Consider the following 22,264-nt stretch of genomic DNA (forward strand, 5'->3'; position numbering starts at 1 on the left):
CAGGCGGACGGTTGCCATGAGGGTCGCGTGTTCGGTCTCGAACCAGGAGATGGCGCTGGCGTAGTTCGGGATCTCCGCGAGTGCGACCCTGGGAGGTGGACAGTCGGGGATGTCGATGAGCGGGCCGGCTCGCGGGTGGAGGAGCACCGCCGCCGTGAAGGCGCTGTGCAGGTAGTGCGCGAGCAGCCGGTCGATCGCGTCCCTGCGATCGTCGTCCCGCTCGTGCGCGTGGGCCAGTTCGCCGGCGTAGGCCCGCAGGAGGTCGTGCTGGCTGTAGCGGCCGGCTGCCAGCTCGGCGACCAGATGCGCCGCCGACAGGTTGGAGAGAGCTTCGCGAGCGGCTCGCCCCCCAAGCCGGCGAAGCTCGCCATGGCGGGCACGGTGATCTCATGCCCGGGGTGGAGACCCATCAGGCGGAACACTCTCGCGGCGGGATCGGCGAGGTGCCGGTACGACCACGAGAAGACGGTACGGAGATCCGTCGGCGCGTCCTCGCCGGGAAAGGCGTCGAGGCTCTGCTCACGGTCGCGAAGCTGGGTGACCAGCGCCGCGAGGGAGAACTGCGGGTGAACTGCGCCGTAGGCGGCGACGATGGTCAATGCCAGGGGCAGGCCGGCGCTGTGCCTGCCGACAATTCCGTCCGTGCAGGTCAAGCGGCATGGGAGTATTCGTGGAGGATGCCGCCGAGCCGGTCTCGCCGGCGTATGTTCAGGTCGATGATTTGCTCGGGATCCGTGATCGGATCGGGGACGGTGTGTTGCGGAGCCGCTTGGCCGAGGGCTTGGTGGGCTCGGTGCCGGTTGTAGAAGCGTTCGTACTCGCGCAGGGCGTACCGCAGGTGACGTTCGTTCCATACGAGGCAGCGGTCGAGGAGTTCGCGGCGGTATGACTGCACCCACCTCTCCATGATCGAGTTCATCCGCGGCATGCGGATGCCGGTGATCACGGTCTTGATGCCGGCTTCGGCGAGAATCTCGTCCATGAGGGCGGGATACCTTCCATCCCGATCGCGGATCAGATAGCGCGCCCGGCAGCCCGCATCGTTCAGATCCATCACCAGGTTCTTTATCGTCTGGGTGACCCAGTTGGCGCTCGGGTGCGCGGTGGTGCCGAGCACCCGGATGCGCCTGGTGGCGTGCTCGATGACGGCCAGGATGTACTGGCGCTGTCCGTTCAGGGTGATGGTCTCGATGAAATCGCAGGCCAGCAGGGCGTCGGCTTGCGAGCGCAGGAAGTCGGCCCAGCTGGTGGACGCCCGCTCGGGCGCCGGATCAAGACCTTCCCGCTTGAGGATCTCCCACACCGTGGACGGCGCCACCTCGATGCCCAGCGTGGTGAGCTCTCCATGTACCCTCCGATAGCCCCAACTGGGGTTCTCCCGAACAAGGCGCAGAATGAGAGTGCGGATGGAGCGGACCGTGGGTGGGCGCCCACGTCGCTTCGGCCGGCAGGTACGGGCATGACGACGTCTCATCAGATCGCGGTGCCAGCGCAGGACGGTGTCCGGCCGGACGAGAAGCCGCAGCCGGTGTAGAACCTCGCGGTGGGCTCTTGACGACGCGCAGGCTGGCGTCGGCGAAGACCGCGTCGATGGCTTCGGTGAATTGGCCGCCGCGGTCACGGATCAGGAACTTCAGTTTCGTCATGTCGGTGCGGTGTCCATGAGGAAGTTACGAGCGGCCTGAGCGGTCCACGGGCCGGTGGCGTTGGCGGTGACCGTAAGCGCGGGCGTCGGCGACGTGGCCTGAAAGTGCTCGTCGCCTGTGAGATCACGATCAGGCTGTGAGGCCAGTGATCATATCCTTGACACATCGCGGACGCGTCCGGCGGAACTGTGAGGCCAGCCTTCACCGACCCCACACCAACGGCCACTACGGGAGTCGCCGCGATTGGAGGCGCCCATGCAACGCGCTCCGTTTACGATTGACGTATGGACTGGGATGCCATGGGCGCCATTGCATCGATCGTGGGCATTCTTGTGGCAGTTGGTGCCGGTTTTATCCAGATGCGCATCAAGCCGCAAAGAGAAGAGATCGGGAAACCTACCGTACTCCCTTCCGATAACGATCATGCAGCTCATATATCAGCCCCTCCGGCAGCTTCGATCCAACCCCCCTTAGGTCGCCTGCCAGGACGTTTGCACGGACGCGCGGAAGTCCTAGGCCAACTGAGCCGCGCCATAAGATCGCAGCCGGAGCGCATCCAGGTGATCGCAGGATTGGGAGGTATTGGAAAAACGACACTAGCTTTGAAACTTGCAGAGGAAGCGCGAAATCGGTGTATGTCGGTCTGGTGGGTTAATGGTGCTGATCGTGTCACCCTCATGACCTCCATGCTGGGCATCGCCCAGCATGAGTTAAACGTGCCAGAACCGGCCATTCGCGAGGCCATGTCCGGCCGCAGAAACGCCGCGGACCTCTTCTGGAACGCAATCGAGCAGACGGCCACCGACGGCGACCGGTTGCTGATCATCGACAACGCCGACGACCCGCAGACGGTGCTGACCATGACCGGGGACCATGTCGCTGATGGGACAGGATGGATGCGAGCCAGCCGGAAATGCTCCGTTGTCGTGACATCCAGAGACAGGGCACCGACTACATGGGGCCGCCTGTGCGAGCTACACCTCCTCGGTCCCCTGTCCCCAGATGCCGCCGCTGATCTTCTCCTTGACCTTGTCCCAGGCGACAGCGATCGTGGCGCTGCACTGGCGGTGGGACATCGCCTCAACGGACTCCCGCTGGCGCTACATCTAGCTGGCACTCACATCAGCGCGGAGATCAGCCAACACCGGACTTTCAACGCCTATCTCGAAGCCCTGCAGACCGACTTCGCCTCCACGGTGTGCGACCAGCCCATCTCTCTAGCGCAGCAGCAGGCGAACGAACGTCACATGATCACGCGAACGTGGGAGCTGTCCCTGATCACTCTCACCGAACAAGGAACGGAGCACGCTCAGGCCGTAGCGAGAACGCTCGCCGAGTTCACCGGCGGGCAGGTCATACCGATGGAGATGCTCCGCGCGGAGATTCCCGCTGAGGGCAGACGCGCCTCAAAGACGCGTGCCATTGACGTCACCGCCCTCGAAGGCCTGGACCGGATGGGACTCATCGACTGGTCCGTCCCTTCGGAACCCCGGGGCATCCGTATGCATGATCTGGTCGCGACGACCATACGCCAGCACGCTCCCGCGATCCGACGGTCGAGCAGGTCTCACTGGAGCACAGCTCTGCACATGCTCACTGCAGCGGCCAAGACGCTGGACATCCGTCTCCCCAGCCACTGGCCCATCTGGCGCCTCATGGTCGCCCATTTCGAGGCGCTCCTCAGTACCTCGGCCACGCAGCCGAAACGCGACCAACGGCAACTGCTTGAACTGGCGCCATCCTTGGTCGCGATGCTGCGGCTCAGCAACGCCTGGCACGAGGCTGAACGTCTAGGAGCGGTCGCCATCGCCGCCGCCGACAAGCTTAAGCGGAATGAGGCCATCTTGGCCGGCGTCCAGCACAATCTGGCCACCATTCTGGAATGCCGCGGCCTTTATGCAGACTCGGAGCGCCTGCTTCGTGATGTCCTACACAAACGCGAGAATCTCCACGGGATAGATGCTAGAGAAACCTCTCACACAAGAGGCAATTTGGCGATCGTTCTTACCCTGCAAGGTCGTCACGCAGAAGCCCTGTCCATCATGAAAAGGGACTTCCGTGAGCGCACAAGACTCTTGGGTCAGGAAGATCCCGATACCCTGCGCGCAGGCCTCAATCTGGCCGACATTCTATTCAGAAGCGGCGATCTCGACGCGGCCGAACAGCTCACGCGTGACACCTTGATGATCTACGAACGAACTCTCGGTGGTACGTATCCGGACACTTTGATCACCCGCCACGGCTGGGCACGTATCCTGCACGCACGCGGCGACTTCGCCGCTGCCGCCGACGCGTACCGCGACGTCCAACGGTCGATGGAAGAAGTAATCGGCGTGAGTCATAGGGCGACCCTGGAGAACTTGCATTACTGGGGTGTGCTGCTCTCCGATCAGGGACAGCGGGCAGCAGCGGTCAGCTTGCTCGAACAGGTGCTGGACAGCCGGAGGCAAGTGCTTGGACCGGACCACCCGGACACCAAGGAGACGGTGGAGGCTCTGCTCGCGGCGAAAAACAATCCTTCTCCTGGCGAAGTCACCGACTGAGTCCCGGTGACCTAACCGTGTGCCGCTCGAATATTGGCTAAGCGCCCTGACCTGCGGCTAAGCGGTGTGTTGGTATCAGTTGATTGTGCCTGTGGCGACGGGTTTTCGGCGGATGGATCGTAGGTCGTGTGGCGTTCGTTGAGGAATCAGGATCCGGTCGAGAAGTTCCCGGCGCAGGGTGCCGATGACGCGCTCGCGGGGGCGTGGGATGCCGCCGTGCTCGCTGCGTGCTCGTACGCCCCGTCAGGGCCCGGCACTGCTGGACACGCAAAACGCACTGAGGCCGCACGAATGATCACTCAACGGCACGGCGCGACACTAAAAGATCTTGCTTCTAATCCGACGGTCGCAGGTTCGAATCCTGCAGGGCGCGCGTTCGAGACCAGGCAATCCACGGGTTGACCTGGTCTTTTGCATGATCGGCCCGGTTGCCCTGTAGGCAGCGGGAGGCGGCCCGAAGCAGCCCTGTGCCACTCTTCACGGAACATACGCGGAATGCCCGCAGCCGTGTTTCCCCAGGTCGGCACGGGAGTTTCGAGGCCCGGAACGGCGAAAGGACCCCGAGGTGTCCCGGGGTCCTGCCGTAGCTCCTGTGTCACGCCGCGAGTGCTTCCAGGATGCGCTGGTTGGCGATCTCCTGTTGGCCGTCGATGCACTTGGCGTAGACACGCAGCATCACGTCCACGCCGTGTCCCGCTCTCTCGGCCGCTTCCGGGGCGTGCACTCCCGCGTTGAGCCAGAGCGAGACGGCAGCGTGCCGGAGATCGTACGGTCGGCCCGCCAGGGGAGAGGCGACCTGGTCGGGCGTGAAGGCGTAGGTTCGGGCTTCCTGCCAGACCTTCGCGTACGCCGAGCCCGAGATCACGCCGCCCGCATGGGCCAAGCCGTCGCTGGGACCAGCAGCGCCATGGTTCAGCTAACCCTGCAAGAGGCTCGTGGCCTTGCCCGCATCGGCGACCGCCGTGAAGCCGACCGCGCACTAACACGTGGAGCCGAGGTCCTCAGCACCCTGCCCATGCCCGAGCACCCGGACCACCACTTCGTCTTCGACCACGCCAAGTGGGTCTTCTACGCCGCCATCTGCTACACATGGCTGAGCGATGATGACCGCGCTGAAGAGCATGCCCGCGAAACCATCCAGATGCACATGCGCCCTGACGGCACATCCAATGCCCCGATGAGAGTCGCCGATGCACACATAGACCTTGGCATCGTCCACGCTCGGCGCGGCGATCTTGACGCGGCTGTTGATCGGGGACTGGCTGCCTTCGACATCGATCGACGGTCCCTTACCGACCTCGTGCACCGTGCTGGAGATCTCGACCGTGTGCTACGACAGCGCTATCGACGCGAAGCGCTTGCCGAAGAGTCCCACGAGCGGTTCGTCACTGCCCGTAGAGCCCTCACTAACCGCCGTCCGGACCTGCTCGATTGAGCGAGAAGCGGGACCACTTTGCAGGTCTGCCTGTCTAGTCCGCCGAATTGCCGAGTTGTTCTTTCAGGTATCAAGCGGCGGCGCGGCGCGCCGCCGTACCCCCGGCCCTCCGCCCGCCCGCCGTCCGGGCGTGCGGCCTGGGGGCCGGTCCCGGACGGCGGCGGGACACCGGGCCGGTCACCGCACGCCAGCCCCGCCGTACCAACCGAACGCTCCGGCCGGGGTTGCCGCGCCGCCGCGCAGATGCAGGCCTTACGATCGCCACGGCATGGCTGGCCATTGCACGTGGTTGGGGGCGATCGAAGGGCCAGGGCTTCGTTCCTCAGCCCTGGCCCACCGTCTTCCGCGGGCTCGGCCTAACAATTCGCCAGCCCTCGAACAGTCGAGCCCGTAGGGACGGCCAGGTTCCACTTCACCTGTGTAACTTACGGCAGAGTGATTGTTGTACGTCTCGGGCTCGGTTCATAAGGGGTGCAGATCACGCATAAACGACCTGAGAAGCCTCTACCCAAGGAATCATCAGCGAGGCATCATGCAGAGATGGATATCGCCGAGATGGTGCACACATACGTGGAGACGCTTGTGTGGCCTGCTGTGGTGCTGGGGTGTGTGCTCGCTTTCCGCAGACAGTTGCGGGAACTCTTCTCCCGGATGAGGCGGATAGAGACGTTGGGAGGGGCTGCGGAGTTCGAAGCCAGGATCCGCGAGGCGGCCGAGATCGCCGAAGAAGTGCAGGAGAGCAGCCCTCGCAGCATCCGCCCTGGTGAAGTACGTCGACGCGCGGTGCTCGCCCCGACGAGTCATGGCGTAGTTCTGGACGGCGATGGGACAGTGGTGTTGCACCGGCTCGTCCCCGAGCGCATATCCGCCGAAGATTTGGCAGGAGACCGCAGGATTGACCCGCTCTTGGACGACGCGTTCAAGATGGTGGAGAATTTGCCCGCCACCGCCATCGTCACAGCACATGCTCGCATGGAGTCGTTTGTCTACCTGTTCCTGCGAAATATGAATGGCAACTCCTCCATCGCCGAGTCCTCACTGGTAGGCGCCTTAAAACAGATAGGCGTGTCGGCACGGACCCTGTCCCTGGCTGAGAGGCTCGTCCACCTTGGAGACCAGGTGCGCTACGAAAACACCGGTGTCACAAGGGCCGCCGCGATCCAGTACATCGAATCCTGTACAGTGGTACTATCCGAACTTCGTAGTTTAGTTCTCCCTGACCCTCTCCCCTCCGGAGGGGACGCCGAATCCCTCGTGCCGTCGTCGAATCCGTCAGACACGCCATAATCCCCTGGCCAAGTCCTTCGCGAAGGCATGAGCAAGATCCGGGATATACGCGGGATGATGGAGCAGACAGAGATCACAGTCAACGGTGTTTCTCCAGCTCAGCGACCAGTCGAAGCCTGGATCACCGGCCCGCTGTAAACCGTTGATAGTCCGATGCCCGTCACTTCAAGGCGTTACGTCACCGTAGACAGTGCCGCCCTCAGGATCGTCTGACGGCCTCACGCGCCTACCTTGCGCTCGATCCAGGTATCCCCATTTGCTCAGGACGTGCCACGATGACGCCATGTTCGAGTTGATCCACTGGAGAGGCTATCTGCGCGCCAACAAGCAGGCCGGAGCCGAGCGAGTGATCAACAGGATGGGCCGGGTCCTGGGGGACACCTTCACGCTCCTGTCCTATGAGCGTTACTGGAAGATCCCCGAACTGGCCGAAGTGCGGTTGACCCTTTCGGCGTTCGGGAGCCGCAGGATGCCGTGTTCCGTACACTGAAGCTTTTTCATCCCCCTGGCGGCGGGGTGCTGGTCACAGCGTGATCGCTAGTCTGGCGTTCGCCTGACGACGTAAGAAACCCCTGGTAGATGGATTGATCACCACAACCAGATCCGTCACAACCAGGGGCCTCGGATGCTTTTCTATCGTGCCGCCGTCGATTTGTCGCGTTCAACGCTGGACTACGTCGCCGGGATGATCCGCCGGCACCGTAAGGCGATCGGGTCAGGCTGGCGGCTGCTCAACCCCGGTCAACAGGCACTGCTGGTGCTGGTCTACCTGCGCAAGGGCGAGACATTCATCGAGCTCGGCGCCGGTTTCGGGGTGTCGACGGCGACCGCTTGGCGGTACGTAGAGGAGACGGTCTCGCTGTTGTCGGCGCGCTCGCCCAAGCTCGAACAGGCACTGCGTAAAGCGAAGCGGGACGGGCGGCACTACCTGGTGCTGGACGGCACGCTGATCCACATCGACCGGGTCAAGGCCGACCGGCCGTACTTCTCCGGCAAGCACCGCGTGCATGGGATGAACGTGCAGGTCCTCGCCTCACCGGACGGGACGATTCTGTGGACCTCCGGTGCGCTGCCGGGCAAAGCCCATGACCTGAGTGCCGCCCGCATCTGGGGCATCCTGAGAGCACTGGAGCAGGCCGGAGGAATGATCGAAACCTGTGGATCTGCCGGGAAGGGGTGTACCTTCCCGGATCATCCGATGTGGTTTCGAGATAAGGCCGACGCGCCAACGTCGGTCGGGAAGGCACACCCGTGCCGCTTACCGTAGTGCCCGAACTGCCCGATGACGACTGCAACCCCGTCTCTGCCGGATCTTCCTCCTCGCTGATCGATCAAATTGTCCGTGAGGGTGCCCGCCGGATGCTCGCCGCCGCTCTGCAGGCCGAGGTGGACGCCTACATCGCCGCCTTCGCCGGTGAGCGCGATGAGAATGGCCGGCGCCTGGTCGTGCGCAACGGCTCGCATGCCCCGCGGGAGATCCTCACCGCGGCCGGCGCGATCGAGGTCAAAGCTCCCCGGGTCAACGACAAGCGCATCGATGCCGAGACGGGTGAGCGGCAGCGGTTCTCCTCGGCGATACTGCCGGCCTGGGCGCGCAAGACCCCGCAGATCAGCGAGGTGCTGCCGCTGCTGTACCTGCACGGCCTGTCCAGCGGGGACTTCGTGCCCGCGCTGGGACAGTTCCTCGGCTCCAGCGCGGGGCTGTCCGCTTCGGTGATCACCAGGCTGACTGAGCAGTGGAAGAGCGAGCAGCGCGCGTTCGCCGGCCGTGACCTGTCCGGGGTGGACTACGTCTATCTGTGGGTGGACGGCATCCACGTCAACATCCGGCTGGAGGAGCACAAGTTGTGCCTGCTGGTGATGATCGGCGTGCGTGCCGACGGCCGTAAGGAGCTCGTCGCCTTGGCCGACGGCTACCGCGAGTCGACGGAGTCGTGGGCCGACCTGCTGCGGGACTGCAGGCGGCGCGGGACGCGCGCCCCGGTGCTGGCGATCGGTGATGGCGCGCTCGGCTTCTAATCGGCGCTTCGGGAGGTGTTTCCGCAGGCCAAGGAGCAGCGGTGCTGGTTTCACAAAATCTCCAACGTGCTGGGGGCGCTTCCGAAGTCAGCGCATCCGGCGGCTAAGAAGCACCTGGCCGAGATCTGGAACGCCGAGGACAAGGAACACGCCCAGGCCGCAGCCCGCGACTTCCAGGCCGCCTACGGCGCCAAATACCCCAAGGCCGTCGCCAAGGTCATCGACGACCTGGACGAGTTGCTCGCCTTCTACGACTTCCCCTTGGAGCATTGGGTGCATCTGCGCACCACCAATCCGATCGATCGACCTTCGCCACCGTCCGGCACCGCACCAAGGTCACCAAGGGGCCGGGCTCACGCGCGGCCGGGCTCGCGATGGCCTTCAAGCTGATCGAGTCGGCCCAAGCCCGCTGGCGCGCGGTCAACGCACCTCACCTTGTCGCCCTGGTCCGCGCTGGGGCGAAGTTCCGCAAGGGCAAGCTCATCGAACGACCCGAGGAATCAGCCACCGAAGAGCAATCGACAGCCGCCTGAAAGAACTTGATCCACAGGTATTGACGATTCCTCGCCGTGCGCCAACGTTCAGAGGTGTGATCCACCTGCTGCGCGACTCGTTCAGGTACGTCGCCCGCGGGCGCTGAGGCAAGATCGGTTGTGCGTTCAAGCCCCCGTCCGGTCCAGGGGGCGGCATTGAAGCGGTTCTACGAGTTCTCGAGGTTTGGGAGCAGAAGTGCCCGGGCATTTTGCACTTGTGGCGCAGCGGTTGGGCGGAGCTCCTGACCTGCCCCGTCTTCGACGTCAAGATCCGCAAGGCCATCTGCTGCACTAACGCCATCGAGCGGCGACGCCCGATCCTAAGGCGGTCCCGTCGAATTGAACTCCTACGCATCCTCACTCTGCCCCCGTCGCAGACGGGACCTTTGTCATCCTGAACACGCCCTGCACTGGTCGCTCTGGCGGCGACGCCGTCAACACCGAAGCGCTGCCTGCCACCGGCGATGGAACGAGATCACCTGCATCCGGGACCAGAACGACTCCATCATGGCGTTGTCGAAGCAATCGCCGACGCTGCCCCATCGAGGGCAGCAGGCCGGAGTTCTTGGCCCGCTGGGTGAAGGCACTGGATCCGAACTGCTTGGGTTCAACCTGTCGTTGCAACACCGGCTTGTTGGATCGAGCGTAGCTGCTCGTCGAACACCTCGGCGGGGGTGCGCCAGCCGAGGATCTTGCGGGGCCGGTTGTTGAGCGCAAGGCGCTCTACGGGGTGAAGCGGTTGTGCCGGGTGCTGCAGGTGTCACGCTCGGGCTTCTACCGGTGGCTGAAGGGAATTGCGGCGCGGCTGGTCCGCCGCCAGGCCGACGACCAACTGGCCGGGTGAGTACGGCGCGTTCATGCCGAGCATGAGGGCACCTACGGCTCGCCCGGATGGCGGCCGAGCTGCGCGCGGCCGGGATCGTGGTCAACCACAAGCGGGTGGAGCGGGTGATGCGCGAGCACGGCATCGCCGGGCTACAGCTGCGCAAGAAGGTCCGCACCACCATCCCGGAACCCGACGCGGCACCCGTGCCGGACCTGATCCAGCGCGACTTCACCGCCGAGCAGCCGAACACCCGCTACGTCGGCGACATCACCTACCTGCCCGTCAGCGGTGGCCGGTTCCTCTACCTGGCCACCGTGGTGGACTTGTGGTCGCGTCGGCTGGTGCGATGGTCCATCGCCGATCACATGCGCACCGAGCTCGTCGTCGATGCGCTGCAGGCCGCGGCGCACACCCGGGACGGACATCTGGACGGCGCGATCTTTCACAGCGACAACGCGGCGGCCGAGTCCTTCAACGCGAGCCTGAAACGCGAGACGCTGCGGGGCGCACACGGCTGGCCCGACGTCCACACCGCCCGCCTGGCCGTCTTCCGCTGGATCACCCGCTACAACACGGTCCGGCGGCACTCCCGCCTCGGCCAGCTCAGCCCGATCGACTACGAGAAGACGGCAGATAACCTGAAGCTCGCCGCCTGAAATCGGTGTCCACGTTTTGGGGGAAGCTCCCGGGACTCCTTCCTGTCGGACTGGGTGCGGTGCGTCTCATCGACTAGCACGATGATGTTGCTCCGGGTCGAGAGGTTCTTGCCGGCGTCGGCGAACTTATGGACGGTCGTGGAGATGACGCCGCGGACGTCGTCGGCCAGTGGCTGCCCGAACCGGTCGTCCCGATCGGCCCGCCCCGTCCTGCGGGCCGAGTCGTCGTCGAAGGCGCTGCTGGTGGTGCTGGAAACAATCAGCCTTGCCGAGGGTGGGGTGTTCGTTCTGTACGACGCGTTCGGCTACTCGTACGGGGAGATCGCCGATCCCGCGCCGGCCAGCGGTCCGGCAGGTCCAGCAGGTCGAGGAACGCGGTCGCCGCCGGGGTGCGTCCGACGCCGCTCCAGATGAGGTACTCGACGCGCATAGGTGCGTCAGTGATCTCGATGGTGGCCAGACCGGTCAGGTGGGGGACGAAGGCCGAGGGCAGCAGCGCGATCGCCAGTCCCTTCCGCACGAGCCGGGCCATCATGAAGTCCGCGGTGGTGACCTCGAACGCGACTTCACGGCTCAGACCCGCGGCGGCGAACGCCTCGTCCGACTGCGCCCGTGCGGCGGATTGCGGCGGCAGGTCGATGAAGGTCTCGGTAGAGAGCCGAGCGAGGTCGACGGCCGGTTCGCCCGCCAGTGGGTGGTCGGGGGCGACGACGGCGACCAGCTGATCCCGGGCGAGTTCACGGGCGTTGACGCCCACCGGTCGCGCGCTGGTGGGCAAGCCGAGGAAGGCGACCTCGATCCTGCCCTCTATGACCTGCTCGATGAGTTCTTCGCTGCCGCCGACACGGATGTTCAGCTGGACCTGGGGATATCTGTCGCGGAACCGGCTCAGCGCGTCCGGGATGTCGACGGCGGCCACGGTGGGAATGAGGCCGAGGGCGAGCCTGCCGCGCACCTCGCCGGTCACCGCGGCGACGTCGGCGACCGCCCGCTCCACGGCGTTGAGGCTCTCGCGGGCCGCTGCCACGAACGCCTTCCCGGCCGGCGTGATGCGCACGTGGCGGCTGGTGCGGTCGAACAGTCGCGCGCCCAGTTCCCGTTCGAGGCTGGCGATCTGGCGGCTCAGCGCCGACTGAACGACCAGACACTGCTCCGCGGCGCGGGTGAAGCTGTTCGTCTCGGCGACGGCGAGGACGTAACGCATTTGTTGGAGCTCCATGGATCAATGATGGTTCAGCATTGCTGCAGTGACAACATTGCGTTGGACTCATCGTTGGCGCACCGCAAGACTCGAGTCGTGGCAATGCCACATCGGGACTTCGGAGGTGTACGGATCGTCATGGCTGATACGCCAGGGAACGTGACCGCAATCGACGTGTGGGTCGATCCGCGCTGTCCGTGGGCGTGGATCACGTCGCGGTGGCTGCTGGAGGTCGAGCGGGTCCGGCCCGTGCGGACACGGTTCCACATCATGAGCCTCTCGGTCCTCAACGAGAACCGGGAGGTGCCGGAGAAGTACCGGCAGGCGCAGATCGAGGGCTGGGGCCCGGTGCGGGTGTGCGTCGCCGCGGCACAACAACACGGCGAAGCGGTGCTGCGCCCGCTGTACGAGGCGATGGGAGCGCGGATCCATCTCGAGGGCGCCGGGTTGGGCCGGGACATGATGCTCGCCGCGCTGCGTACCGTCGCCCTGCCGGACACGCTCGTCGACGCGGCGGACGACACCGGCTACGACACGGCATTGCGCGCCAGCCACCACGCGGGGATGGCTCCGGTCGGCGGCGAGGTGGGCACCCCCGTCATCCACGTTCCCGGTCCCGCCGGTGACCGGATCGCGTTCTTCGGTCCCGTCGTCACCCCGGCGCCGCGCGGCGAGGCCGCGGGTGCGCTGTGGGACGGGGTCGTCACCGTCGCCGGGACGGACGGGTTCTTCGAGCTGAAGCGCGGCCGCGACCGCGAACCCAGCTTCTCCTGACCTCGCACCCTCTCCCCGCTCGTGCGGGGGACGTTCTTAAGGACACATATGACCACTGTCAGTACTGAACCGCGCTCAGAGTTCCGGGCGTGGCTGGGCGTCGCGGCCATCACCGCGAGCTTGTTCGTCTTCGTCACCACCGAGCTGATGCCCGTCGGGCTGCTCACCCCGGTCAGCGCGGGACTGTCCGTCTCCGTCGGCCTCGCGGGCATGATGGTGACGCTCTACGGCATCTCCGCTGGCGTCGGAGTGCCGTTCCTGGTCGCCTGGAGCCGCACGGTGAACCGCCGCGCGCTCCTCGCCACGCTGTTGGCGATCATGGCGGTCGGCAACCTCGTCACGGCCGTGTCGCCGAACTTCGCGATCATCCTGGCCGCCCGGCTCGTCACCGGGTTCGCGCACGGCGTGTTCTGGGCGATCGGCGTCGCCATGGCAATGCGGCTCGTCCCCGGTGAGAAAGCCAGCAAGGCCGCTGCGGTCGTGCTTTCCGGCATGTCGATCGCCACCGTCGTGGGCATGCCGCTGGGCACGTTCATCGAGAGCCTCACGGACTGGCGCACCACGTTCCTCATCTGGAGCGGCCTGAGCGTGGTGGTGCTCCTTGCCGTCGTGCTGACGCTCCCGTCGCTGCCGTCCCAGAGCGCCATCCCGGTGCGGGAGGTGTTCGCGCTGCCGATCCGGAACGGGCGGCTGCGGGTGGTGATGACCACCGTCGCGCTGTACGTGCTTGGGCACTTCGGCGCGTACACGTTCATCCGCCCCTTCATGGAAGAGCGCGCCGGGGCGTCGGTGGCGTGGGTGACCGGGCTGCTGATCGTCTTCGGCGTCGGCGGCGCGATCGGCAACTTCGTCGCCGGGCACACGGTCAACAAGAACATGCGCGCGACATTCGTCGTCGCCTGCACCGGGCTCGTTGCCGCACTGCTACTGCTCCTGGTGATCGGCGGCAGCCCGGCGGGTCTGGCGGTCGCCGTCGTGGTGTGGGGGGTGTCCTTCGGCGCCGCCAACCTCTGCCAGGTCAACATGATGCTCGCCGCGGCCCCGGACACCTTCGAGGCCGCCATGTCGCTCAACACCATGGGCTACAACATCTCGATCGCACTCGGCGCGCTGCTCGGCGGACTGTTCGCGGGCGGCTTCGGGACCATCGGCGCAGTGTGGTTCGGCGTCGCGTTGACGGTGATCGCACTGCTGACCGCCTTCGGCTCGCACCGCGACGCCGCGCACACCTGAAAGGGGTACATACGTGAACACCACCACGCACAGCCGGGCGATCCGCGTGACGGCACTGGACCACATAGTCCTGAACGTCGAGGACGCCGACCGTTCGCTGCGGTTCTACCACGACATCCTGGGCCTCGAGATGGAGCGGGTCGACGAGTGGCGCCGCGACCAGGTCTCCTTCCCATCGGTCCGCGTCGATGCGGCCACGATCATCGACCTCGTGGAACGTCCGCGTGGGGAGTCCAATGTGGACCACATCTGCCTGGTCGTGGCGCCGCTCGACTGGCCGGCGGTCATCGGCGCCGGGATCCTCGACGTAGTCCAGGGGCCGGTCGTCCGCTCGGGCGCCCGCGGCGAAGGCCAGTCGATCTACGTCCACGATCCCGACGGCAACACCGTCGAACTCCGCTGGTACCCCCAGGACCTCGACCAGCCTCCGCTCGACGGCGAGCTCGTGCGCGACCCGGCCACCCGCGAGCGGGCCGCAGCCGACTTCGGCCACGTGGTGCACACCGTCCCCGAGGCGGTGCTCCGCCCCGGCTCGGTCGCGGACGTCGCCGCCGTCGTGCGGTGGGCGGCCGGCTCCGGCAGGCAGGTCGCTGCCCAGGGCGCGAGGCATTCGGTGTACGGCCGGTCCCAGGTCGATCGCGGCGTTGTCATCGACATGTCCGGACACAACACGATCCACCACGTCGGCGCGGACCGGATCGTCGTCGACGCGGGCGCGACCTGGCGCGACGTCCTCACGGCCGCGCTTCGCGATGGCCGCACCCCACCGATCCTCCCCGAGTACCTCGACCTGACGATCGGCGGCACCGTCACCGTCGGCGGCGTCGGCGGCACCAGCTGGCGGCAAGGCGTCATGAGCGACTCCGTGCTCGCGCTCGAGGTCGTCACCGGCGACGGACACGTCCGCACCTGCTCAGCCGACGAGCACCCGGACCTGATCGACGCCGTACGCGCCGGACTCGGCCAGGTGGGCGTCATCACGCGGGCGACTCTGCGACTGACGACGGCGCCCGAGACCGTCCGCAGGTACCAGCTCGTCTACTCCGACCTCGACACGATGCTCACCGACCAGCGCCTGCTCCTCGACGAGGGCAGATGGGACTACCTCCACAGCCGCGCCATCCCCGGCCGGGATGGCGGCTGGACCTACCTCGTCGACGGATCGGCGTTGTTCTCCGGCGAGGTGCCCAACGACGACGCCATGCTCGCGGGACTTGCCGACGACCGCGCGAAGGCGACCATCGGCACACAGGACTACCGCACCTACACCGACCGGTTCACGCCCTTGGAGAACGAGCTGCGCGGCGTCGGGCGCTGGGATTCTCCGCACCCCTGGCTGTTCACCTTCGTCGGTGCGTCCCGCGCGGGTGCGGTCCTGGCCGAGACGCTCGCCGGGCTGGCCGTCGGCGACCACGGCACCGTCTCGATCATGCCGCTGCGGACGAGCGCCGTGCGCAGCCCTCTGTTCCGGCTCCCCGCGGAGCCGGTGGCGTTCGCGATGAACCTCATGCGAATTCCGGTACCGGGCCCCGCCGACACGGTCGCCGCCATGGTGGCCGGCAACCGCACCGTGTACGAGCGGGTCGTGGCGGCGGGCGGCACGCTCAACCCGACCAGCGCCCTACCCATGTCCGCCCGCGACTGGCAGGCCCACTTCGGTCCGGTGTGGGACCAGCTCGCCGCCGCCAAGCAGGCGTATGACCCCGGCCGCGTCCTCACCCCCGGCTACGAGGTCTTCCCGAGGCGGGACGGGTAAGGGGTTTTGTCGTCGGCGCACAACGGTTCGCCGTGGACTTGTACCTGAAACTCAATTCCGTCGATTTGTCTTCGTGCCGTTGTGACATTTGGCTCCCTATGCCGATAAGCACCGATGCCACCGCCCCAGGACACGCGGGGGTGATGGTCACCCCCACAGGTTTCCTGCTCGCGCTGCCTGTCCTCGTCGTCGGGTTGGCGGCTTGTTCCGGCGCTTGCTATGAGGAGATGCTCCTCTGCAAGGCGGCCACGCGCGGGGCCGAGACGCACACGTTCCTCAACGCGCAGGAAGCCACCATCGACAAGACGCGCTGCACACGGGCCTACGACGGCAGCGACGTCATCAGCCAAACGTCGAGCGGCCGCTCCGATGGCAGGCGCAGTCCTGAGTGGATAGGACAGGCGGCGGAGTTCTTCGTCGGCTCCTGTGCGCTTCCCTCTTAAGAGCCTGCTGACAATGGGATTTGGTGTCGGGGCTTGGGTCAGGATCGTGCCGGGGTGTGGTCATGGTTGGGCTGTTGACCGGTGAACAGGAGCGGGCTCCCGGTAGCTGAGGTGGTGTCTAAGCAGCTCAGCGGCCAGGAGCCCGTTGTTGTCTGTCTACACGTCCGCGGCCGTGAGCGCCAGCGGTTGCGCCTCACCGGGATGCGCATGTCGCGGCCGGATACCGGCATACCCGTCGGATCTGGCCGATGCCGAGTGGTCGGTGCTGGTGCCTGAGGCGCGGGGCGTGATGGCTGAGCTGGTCGCGGTGTCGGGCCGGCCGATGGTGCATGACCTGCGCGCGGTGCTGGACGCGATCGGGTATGTGACCCGGTACGGGATCGAGTGGCGGGCCCTGCCGGTCGGCTTCCCGCCGCATGAGGCGGTGTATGCGTTCTTCGTGCGCTGGTCGCGGCGGGGTCTGCCCGAACGGCTGGCCGGGAGGTTGCGTGGCCGGCTGCGCATCCTGGCCGGACGGGCCGAATTGCCGACCGCCGGGTGCATCGACTCCCAGACGGTCCGAGCCGCTGAGACCGTCGGCGCGGTGGCCTGCGGCTACGACGCGGGCAAGAAGCTGAAGGGGCAGAAGCGGCACGTCGTGGTGGAGACGCTCGGGCTCAGCCCTGGCACGCCTGGCGAGGAAGTGAACTGGCCGCCATTCTCGGGATCGAGAACGTCAACAGCTTCCGCGTCCAGCTGTCCCAATGGTCCCACCAGGGCTACATCAACAAGATCGGACCTGCTCTCTACGGGCCCATGCCCGCCAACACTTAAGCCTTTGTCACCAGGCTCTAAGTGAACCCCCCACTCTTTCTCCCCCTCGGGGAGAAAGAGACGCTCCCACGCACACGCGCGAGACCCGCCGCCCCAGCCGCGAGCACTCCCGAACCTCGCCGATGTGGCCGCTGCAGGCGACGCCCGGATCGAAACGCGACCGGCTGGAGGCCTGCGAGCGGCTGCGGTTGGAGGCACCGGTGCTGCGCCGGATGACAGCCAGCTACCTGCGGTGGCTGCTCAAGCCGTTCTTCGACGCAGGCGCCACCGTGCGGGACGTGCCGCACGGCCTGGACGTGCGGCCGGATGACAGCCGGTGGACCTACACCTGGTCCAGCTCGGAGGAGACCCGTCACGTCCCCGGCTGGGTACGGCACCGGCTGACGGCCTGGATCGGCCAGGACGGCGTGCCGGCGGGCAAGAAGGTCTCGCCGTTGGAGTGGATGCGCACAGCGGTGGTGGTGGTCGTATCCAGGCGAACGGTGACCATGCCGACATCGTGTCCTGGAACACCTACGACCGGGGCGGTCACTACGCCGCCCACCAGGCGCCGGGTCTTCTCGTCCACGACACCCGCGCGTTCTTCGCCAACCGGCTTCCCGAACGGCACAGAACTCCTCCAGCTACGGCAAGCCCAAGGGCTCGTTGAGCTGACAGGGGGGCTGGGCTCCTGGACCTCCCCGATCGGGGTGCCGGGTCAAGGGATCGGCACATTTCCTTTTCGGTCCTGAGCGAATCTGGTTGACACCACCCCGGCGCCACCGATTCAGTGCGGGTGTGGCCACAGTGGAGGCGTACGTCGAGAGCCTGCCGGTGCGGGGGCTTTCCGGAGTGGTCCGGACCGTGTGGATCCAGCGCATCGGCGCGACCGACCACGTCCACCGGCATCTGCCGACCGGCGGGGTCGAGATCCACTTCCCGCTTGGTGAGCGACCGCGACTGCTCGGGCCGCTGACGCGACCGGCCCGTGAGGTGATTCCGGCCGGCACCACGCTGGTCGGCGTACGGTTCCATCCGGGGACTGCTCCTCCGCTGCCGGCGGCGTTGGACGAGTTGGTCGACCAGCAGCTCAGCCTGGCGGATCTGTGGGGGCACACCGCGGATCGGCTGGTCGAGGGGATGGCTCAGGAGACGTCGCCGGAGCGAGCGCTGCTGTACCTGCAGGCGCAACTGCTGAACGAGTTCCGCGCCGATCGGCTGGATCCACTGGTGCGAGAGGCCGTCCGGGGACTGATGCCGTGGCAGTCGGTGTCGATCGACTCACTGGCTTCGGAGTTGGCACTGTCGTCGAGCCAGCTCCGGCGACGGTGTCTGCAGGCGGTCGGGATAACGCCGAAGGTGTTGCAGCGGACGTTGCGGTTCCAGGGATTTCTCGCCCTGGCGCAGGCCGGCGCGGCGCCGTCCGGACGGCGCGGGACGGACGGGACCGCAGGACTCGCGATCGATGCCGGGTACGCCGATCAGGCCCACCTCAGCCGGGAATGCCTGCGGCTGACCGGGTTGACGCCGACGCAGCTGCTCGGCATGAACGTGAACCGCTGCGGGTGTGAGCACGACCACTCGGGGTCGTACCTGCCGTTCCTGGCCGGGATGCGCGATTTGTTCAAGAACCCGGTGGTGCCGCGCTCCTAAGGTCGGAGCATGATCACTCGCCAGGTAGTGCGGTGCCGGTCGGTCGCGGAGGTTGTCGCCGCGATCAAGCACGCACGGCAGTCCGGTGCGCGGCTGGTGCCGCGCGGAGGCGGTCACTGCTTCACCGATCGCCTGTCGGGGGCCGACGTCGTGCTCGACATGACGGGCCTGCGGTCGATCAGCGTTGTCGGCGATGTCGCCACGATCGAAGCCGGCGCTGTACTTGGTGAGGTCTATCCGGCGTTGGACGCCGCGGGTCGGGCGCTTCCGGCCGGCTGCGGTCCGACAGTCGGTATCACCGGGCTGACTCTTGGTGGGGGCATCGGCCTGATCGGCCGCGCTCACGGGCTGACGTGCGATCGGCTGATCGGCGCGCAGGTCGTTCTTGCCGACGGCACCATTGCCGACTGCGATGCCACTCGGGAGCCCGATCTGTTCTGGGCGCTCCGGGGGGCCGGCGGCGGCCACTTCGCCGTGGTCACCAAACTCCACTTCAAAACCGTTCCGGCTACTCCGATCACCCGGATCTCCGCCCAGTGGGCTCCCCCGGACCCCGAACTTCTGGCCGCGGCCTGGCAAGCCTGGGCCCCCGAAATCCCCGACAACCTGACCGTCAACCTCACGATAGGTGTACGGGCTGGTCTGGTCGGTGCCTCGCTTCTCGCGGTGGAGCCGACCCGGGAGCTCGTCCGGGAGCTGAGCGATCTGGCCGGGCACGAGATTCCGTTCGACCTGCGGGGCGGCATGTCGCTGCCTGAGCTGAAGGGGAGTTTCAACGAGCCGGTGCAGCAGCACCACACCCGATCCGAATTCTTTGCCCGTTCGCTCTCGGACCGGGTTCTCACCGAGTTGCTGGATCACCAGCCTGGTGGGCGGCTGTCGTTCACCGCGATGGGCGGTGCCTACAACCGCGTCGGTCCCGACGCCACCGCGTTCGCCCACCGCAACGAACGGTTCCTCCTCGAGCACGTCGGCACGCCCGGCTGGGTCGACACCTCATGGGCGATCGCCCACGAAGACGGCTCCGGCCGGGTGTATCCCAACTTCCCGGATCCAGCCCTGGCCAACGGCCCCCCGGCCTACCACGGCGAGAACCTCGACCGTCTCCGCGCGGTGAAACAACTCTACGACCCGGACCGCTTCTTCGACTTTCCGCAAGCACTCTGAAAGGACGTTCCATGAGCAAGGTAGTGGCGGCGCTCGCCGTCTCGGTCGACGGCTACATCAGTGGCCGGACGCCGGAGGGCGCCGACGAGTTCGGCCGCGGGCTCGGCGATGCCGGCATGCTGTTCGACTGGTACTTCGACGGTGACACCCCGAGCAAGGTGTTCGGCGACGGGTTCAAGCTGAGCCCGGAGAGCGCCCGGATCTTCGACGAGCTCGCGGGCCGGGACGGCGCCGTGATCTGCGGGCGAACCACGTACGAACACTCCAGTCATTTCAGCGACGGCAGTCCGCACCCGAACGCGCCGCTCGTCGTCCTGACCCACCGGCCGGTGCCGGAGCTGCATCCGACGCAGACGGTCGCCTCCACCATCGACGCGGCGGTCGAGATCGCCCGCAAGCTTGCCGACGGCAAGGATGTCGGCATCATGGGCGGCGGTGCCGTCACCTCCGCGCTGGCTGCCGGGCTGGTCGACGAGATCGTCCTGCACCAGGTCCCGGTCCTGCTCGGCGGCGGGCACCCGTTCTTCCAGGCACTTCCCCAGCATGTCGAGCTGCGCCTGCTCGAGGCCGTCCCGGCTCCGGGCGTGACGCACCTGCGCTACGAGGTGGTCCGATGATCCTCGTCACCGGCGGGCTCGGCATGATCGGCGCCCACACCGCCCGCGCGCTCCTGGACCTGGGTCAGGAGGTGATCGTCACCTCGCACCGGCGATCCGACCTACCGTCGTTCCTCGCCGGTGCGGCGACGGTGGAGACGCTGGACGTGACCGACCGGGAGGAGTTTCTGTCCCTGGGCAAGCGGTACGAGATCAGCGACATCGTGCACCTGGCCGGCAGCATCCCGGGCGATGACCCGGTGTCGTTCTTCCGCACCGATCTGACCGGCCTGCTGAACGCGCTGGACGCGGCTCGGACCTGGGGCGTAGGACGATTCGCGGTGGCCAGCAGCATCGGCAACTACATCGGCCGGCCAGAGATCTGCTGGACCGAGGACCTGCCGCTCCCGGTGGCGGACTACCCGCACCTCATCATCGCGTTCAAGAAGGCCGCCGAGCCGATCGTCACCCACGCCCTGCAGGGCACCGACGTACAGCCGGTGCTGCTGCGCATCGGGAGCACGTGGGGGCCGCTGATGGATCCGGAGTCCGCCTTCAGCCCCAAACCGCCGTACATCGGCGCGGTCCTGCGCGGCGAAACACCGCCGGCGCTGCCCGACGACGCCGCCGAGGACTCCTGCTACGCACCGGACGCGGGCCGCGCGATCGCCTTGCTGACAACGGCTCCGACGCTGCCGCACACCGTCTACAACGTGTCCAGCGGGCAACCGGTCAGCAACCGCGAGTTCGTCGAGGCGGTCAAGGCCGTCCGCCCGGAGATCGCCGGCGACCTGCTTCCTGGCCGCACCTTGGGCCCCGCGCCGTACCTGGACATCACCCGGCTCACCGCCGACACCGGATTCACGCCGGAGTTCGACATCAACCGCGCCGTCGCCGACTACGTCGACTGGCGAACCACCAATCCCCGTTGAGGAGTCTCACCATGCTGGAACCCGCCGTACGCGCCGCCCTCGACGCCGCGTCCTTCGGTCACCTCGCCACCATCGGCCCCGACGGCGCGCCGCACAGCACACCCGTGTACGTCGCGGCCCGCGGCGAACAGGTCATCTTCTTCACCGGCCCGCACACCCGCAAGGCCCGCAACCTCGCACGCGACCCCCGCGTCGCCATCTCCATCGTCCCCGCCGCCAAGTGGTTCGAGCCCATCGTCGTCCGCGGCCGAGTCGTCGACCGCATCGAAGGCGACGCCACCTGGGAAATCATCGACGCTATCGCCGCGAAGTACACCGACCAGCCCTATCCCCACGACAGCCCCCGCACCGTCTTCGTCATCGACCCCGAACACCAGAAGGTCGGGATGGGCTGAACGTGTGCGCCCGGCGCACGCGCCGCCGCTGCGGCGCCGGAGGCACGGGTACACGGGCGGCCAGAGCGAATCTGCTGGTCAGCGCGGTTGAAGGCGTGTCAGTCACGTCAGGCAAGTAGGCGGCCCGGATCTGCTCGAGCGGTCATGCATGGCAGAAGGTTCGTCCCGGTTCACCGCTGTCGCGGGTTCGTCATCGGCAGCGTCGGGGCCGTGCTGGGTGAACAGGTCCAGAAGGACTTCAGGCAAGGAGGTTGGCCTCGGCTGCCCTCGCTCATCCCGATGCAGGCGTTGGAAGCCCTGGATGGTTCGTCTGTCCAGCGACTTCAGGCCGCCGCTGGCGGACGCTGGAGGATGTCGACAGAGAGACGGCTTTCTCG

At 66.7% G+C, this 22,264-nt stretch carries 21 protein-coding genes and 3 pseudogenes; 20 read left to right on the top strand and 4 right to left on the bottom strand.

What is annotated here, in order from left to right:
* Positions 1-27: 27 nt before the first annotated feature.
* Positions 28-570: a hypothetical protein gene (locus OIE67_RS02860; RefSeq protein ID WP_326636358.1), complete on the top strand. Its 543-nt coding sequence runs from the start codon at positions 28-30 to the stop codon at positions 568-570.
* Positions 571-649: 79 nt separating this feature from the next.
* Here the strand turns inward: OIE67_RS02860 and OIE67_RS02865 are convergent, their stop codons facing one another.
* Entirely contained in the window at positions 650-1,303 is a 654-nt protein-coding gene (locus OIE67_RS02865; protein ID WP_326636360.1) for an integrase core domain-containing protein, read from the bottom strand.
* A gap of 627 nt (positions 1,304-1,930) precedes the next feature.
* Here OIE67_RS02865 and OIE67_RS02870 point away from each other — a divergent pair.
* A complete protein-coding gene (locus tag OIE67_RS02870) occupies positions 1,931-4,189 on the top strand; it encodes a tetratricopeptide repeat protein (protein WP_326636362.1) in 2,259 nt (752 codons plus the stop codon).
* Positions 4,190-4,784: 595 nt separating this feature from the next.
* Here the strand turns inward: OIE67_RS02870 and OIE67_RS02875 are convergent.
* On the bottom strand, positions 4,785-5,054 hold the full coding sequence (locus OIE67_RS02875; RefSeq protein WP_326636364.1) for a hypothetical protein: 270 nt from the start codon (positions 5,052-5,054) through the stop codon (positions 4,785-4,787).
* Between the two features lie 9 nt (positions 5,055-5,063).
* Between OIE67_RS02875 and OIE67_RS02880 the strand changes: the two genes are divergently transcribed.
* The 7 genes and pseudogenes from OIE67_RS02880 to OIE67_RS02905 all read left to right on the top strand — a co-directional run.
* Positions 5,064-5,624 carry a hypothetical protein gene (locus tag OIE67_RS02880; protein ID WP_326636366.1) on the top strand — a complete coding sequence of 187 codons (561 nt, stop codon included), beginning with the start codon at positions 5,064-5,066 and terminating at the stop codon, positions 5,622-5,624.
* Between the two features lie 540 nt (positions 5,625-6,164).
* On the top strand, positions 6,165-6,911 hold the full coding sequence (locus OIE67_RS02885) for a hypothetical protein (protein ID WP_326636367.1): 747 nt from the start codon (positions 6,165-6,167) through the stop codon (positions 6,909-6,911).
* Positions 6,912-7,194: 283 nt separating this feature from the next.
* Positions 7,195-7,401 (top strand): hypothetical protein, encoded by a 207-nt coding sequence (locus OIE67_RS02890; RefSeq protein WP_326636369.1) that lies wholly within the window; start codon positions 7,195-7,197, stop codon positions 7,399-7,401.
* A 135-nt stretch (positions 7,402-7,536) separates the two neighbouring features.
* Positions 7,537-8,052 (top strand): annotated as a pseudogene (locus OIE67_RS02895) (transposase family protein); the annotation flags it as partial.
* A 134-nt stretch (positions 8,053-8,186) separates the two neighbouring features.
* Positions 8,187-9,463 (top strand): annotated as a pseudogene (locus OIE67_RS02900) (IS256 family transposase).
* A 155-nt stretch (positions 9,464-9,618) separates the two neighbouring features.
* On the top strand, positions 9,619-9,861 hold the full coding sequence (locus OIE67_RS55315; protein WP_407674884.1) for a transposase: 243 nt from the start codon (positions 9,619-9,621) through the stop codon (positions 9,859-9,861).
* 332 nt (positions 9,862-10,193) lie between these two features.
* Positions 10,194-10,945, top strand: a pseudogene (locus OIE67_RS02905) (IS3 family transposase); the annotation flags it as partial.
* Here the strand turns inward: OIE67_RS02905 and OIE67_RS55320 are convergent.
* Together OIE67_RS55320 and OIE67_RS02910 are read right to left on the bottom strand one after the other, a co-directional pair.
* The gene (locus OIE67_RS55320) at positions 10,906-11,208 is read right to left on the bottom strand and encodes a hypothetical protein (protein WP_407674885.1); all 303 of its coding nucleotides are present in this window, start codon (positions 11,206-11,208) and stop codon (positions 10,906-10,908) included. The pseudogene OIE67_RS02905 and the gene OIE67_RS55320 overlap by 40 nt on opposite strands.
* Positions 11,205-12,164: a LysR substrate-binding domain-containing protein gene (locus OIE67_RS02910; RefSeq protein WP_326636371.1), complete on the bottom strand. Its 960-nt coding sequence runs from the start codon at positions 12,162-12,164 to the stop codon at positions 11,205-11,207. The genes OIE67_RS55320 and OIE67_RS02910 overlap by 4 nt, the downstream gene beginning before the upstream one ends.
* A gap of 120 nt (positions 12,165-12,284) precedes the next feature.
* On the opposite strand from OIE67_RS02910, the gene OIE67_RS02915 reads away from it, so the two are divergent.
* The 11 genes from OIE67_RS02915 (at position 12,285) to OIE67_RS02965 (ending at position 21,887) form a co-directional block, all read left to right on the top strand.
* Positions 12,285-12,920, top strand: a complete 636-nt coding sequence (locus OIE67_RS02915) for a mycothiol-dependent nitroreductase Rv2466c family protein (RefSeq protein ID WP_326636373.1) — start codon at positions 12,285-12,287, stop codon at positions 12,918-12,920.
* Positions 12,921-12,968: 48 nt separating this feature from the next.
* Entirely contained in the window at positions 12,969-14,153 is a 1,185-nt protein-coding gene (locus tag OIE67_RS02920; RefSeq protein WP_326636374.1) for an MFS transporter, read from the top strand.
* A 13-nt stretch (positions 14,154-14,166) separates the two neighbouring features.
* Positions 14,167-15,909: an FAD-binding protein gene (locus OIE67_RS02925; RefSeq protein WP_326636375.1), complete on the top strand. Its 1,743-nt coding sequence runs from the start codon at positions 14,167-14,169 to the stop codon at positions 15,907-15,909.
* Positions 15,910-16,049: 140 nt separating this feature from the next.
* Positions 16,050-16,352: a hypothetical protein gene (locus OIE67_RS02930; RefSeq protein WP_326636377.1), complete on the top strand. Its 303-nt coding sequence runs from the start codon at positions 16,050-16,052 to the stop codon at positions 16,350-16,352.
* A gap of 172 nt (positions 16,353-16,524) precedes the next feature.
* A complete protein-coding gene (locus OIE67_RS02935) occupies positions 16,525-17,190 on the top strand; it encodes a transposase (protein WP_326645189.1) in 666 nt (221 codons plus the stop codon).
* 97 nt (positions 17,191-17,287) lie between these two features.
* Positions 17,288-17,896 carry a hypothetical protein gene (locus OIE67_RS02940; RefSeq protein WP_326636379.1) on the top strand — a complete coding sequence of 203 codons (609 nt, stop codon included), beginning with the start codon at positions 17,288-17,290 and terminating at the stop codon, positions 17,894-17,896.
* A gap of 46 nt (positions 17,897-17,942) precedes the next feature.
* Positions 17,943-18,797, top strand: coding sequence for a helix-turn-helix domain-containing protein (locus tag OIE67_RS02945; RefSeq protein WP_326636381.1), 855 nt, complete (start codon positions 17,943-17,945; stop codon positions 18,795-18,797).
* Positions 18,798-18,806: 9 nt separating this feature from the next.
* On the top strand, positions 18,807-19,964 hold the full coding sequence (locus OIE67_RS02950) for an FAD-binding oxidoreductase (RefSeq protein WP_326636383.1): 1,158 nt from the start codon (positions 18,807-18,809) through the stop codon (positions 19,962-19,964).
* A gap of 11 nt (positions 19,965-19,975) precedes the next feature.
* Positions 19,976-20,581: a dihydrofolate reductase family protein gene (locus OIE67_RS02955; RefSeq protein ID WP_326636385.1), complete on the top strand. Its 606-nt coding sequence runs from the start codon at positions 19,976-19,978 to the stop codon at positions 20,579-20,581.
* Positions 20,578-21,492, top strand: coding sequence for an NAD-dependent epimerase/dehydratase family protein (locus OIE67_RS02960; protein ID WP_326636388.1), 915 nt, complete (start codon positions 20,578-20,580; stop codon positions 21,490-21,492). Before OIE67_RS02955 ends, OIE67_RS02960 begins: the two co-directional genes overlap by 4 nt.
* Before the next feature lie 11 nt (positions 21,493-21,503).
* Positions 21,504-21,887, top strand: coding sequence for a PPOX class F420-dependent oxidoreductase (locus tag OIE67_RS02965; protein ID WP_326636390.1), 384 nt, complete (start codon positions 21,504-21,506; stop codon positions 21,885-21,887).
* The last annotated feature ends 377 nt before the right edge of the window (positions 21,888-22,264 follow it).

This window comes from Nonomuraea fuscirosea, assembly GCF_035917475.1.
Lineage (GTDB): Bacteria > Actinomycetota > Actinomycetes > Streptosporangiales > Streptosporangiaceae > Nonomuraea > Nonomuraea fuscirosea.

What these genes read in the sequence shown, in the direction of transcription:
- OIE67_RS02870 (WP_326636362.1), top strand. Translation starts at nt 1,931, where the DNA reads ATGGACTGGGATGCCATGGGCGCCATTGCATCGATCGTGGGCATTCTT.
- OIE67_RS02880 (WP_326636366.1), top strand. Translation starts at nt 5,064, where the DNA reads ATGGGCCAAGCCGTCGCTGGGACCAGCAGCGCCATGGTTCAGCTAACC.
- OIE67_RS02885 (WP_326636367.1), top strand. Translation starts at nt 6,165, where the DNA reads ATGGATATCGCCGAGATGGTGCACACATACGTGGAGACGCTTGTGTGG.
- OIE67_RS02890 (WP_326636369.1), top strand. Translation starts at nt 7,195, where the DNA reads ATGTTCGAGTTGATCCACTGGAGAGGCTATCTGCGCGCCAACAAGCAG.
- OIE67_RS02910 (WP_326636371.1), bottom strand. Translation starts at nt 12,164, where the DNA reads ATGGAGCTCCAACAAATGCGTTACGTCCTCGCCGTCGCCGAGACGAAC.
- OIE67_RS02915 (WP_326636373.1), top strand. Translation starts at nt 12,285, where the DNA reads ATGGCTGATACGCCAGGGAACGTGACCGCAATCGACGTGTGGGTCGAT.
- OIE67_RS02920 (WP_326636374.1), top strand. Translation starts at nt 12,969, where the DNA reads ATGACCACTGTCAGTACTGAACCGCGCTCAGAGTTCCGGGCGTGGCTG.
- OIE67_RS02940 (WP_326636379.1), top strand. Translation starts at nt 17,288, where the DNA reads ATGTGGCCGCTGCAGGCGACGCCCGGATCGAAACGCGACCGGCTGGAG.
- OIE67_RS02950 (WP_326636383.1), top strand. Translation starts at nt 18,807, where the DNA reads ATGATCACTCGCCAGGTAGTGCGGTGCCGGTCGGTCGCGGAGGTTGTC.
- OIE67_RS02955 (WP_326636385.1), top strand. Translation starts at nt 19,976, where the DNA reads ATGAGCAAGGTAGTGGCGGCGCTCGCCGTCTCGGTCGACGGCTACATC.
- OIE67_RS02960 (WP_326636388.1), top strand. Translation starts at nt 20,578, where the DNA reads ATGATCCTCGTCACCGGCGGGCTCGGCATGATCGGCGCCCACACCGCC.
- OIE67_RS02965 (WP_326636390.1), top strand. Translation starts at nt 21,504, where the DNA reads ATGCTGGAACCCGCCGTACGCGCCGCCCTCGACGCCGCGTCCTTCGGT.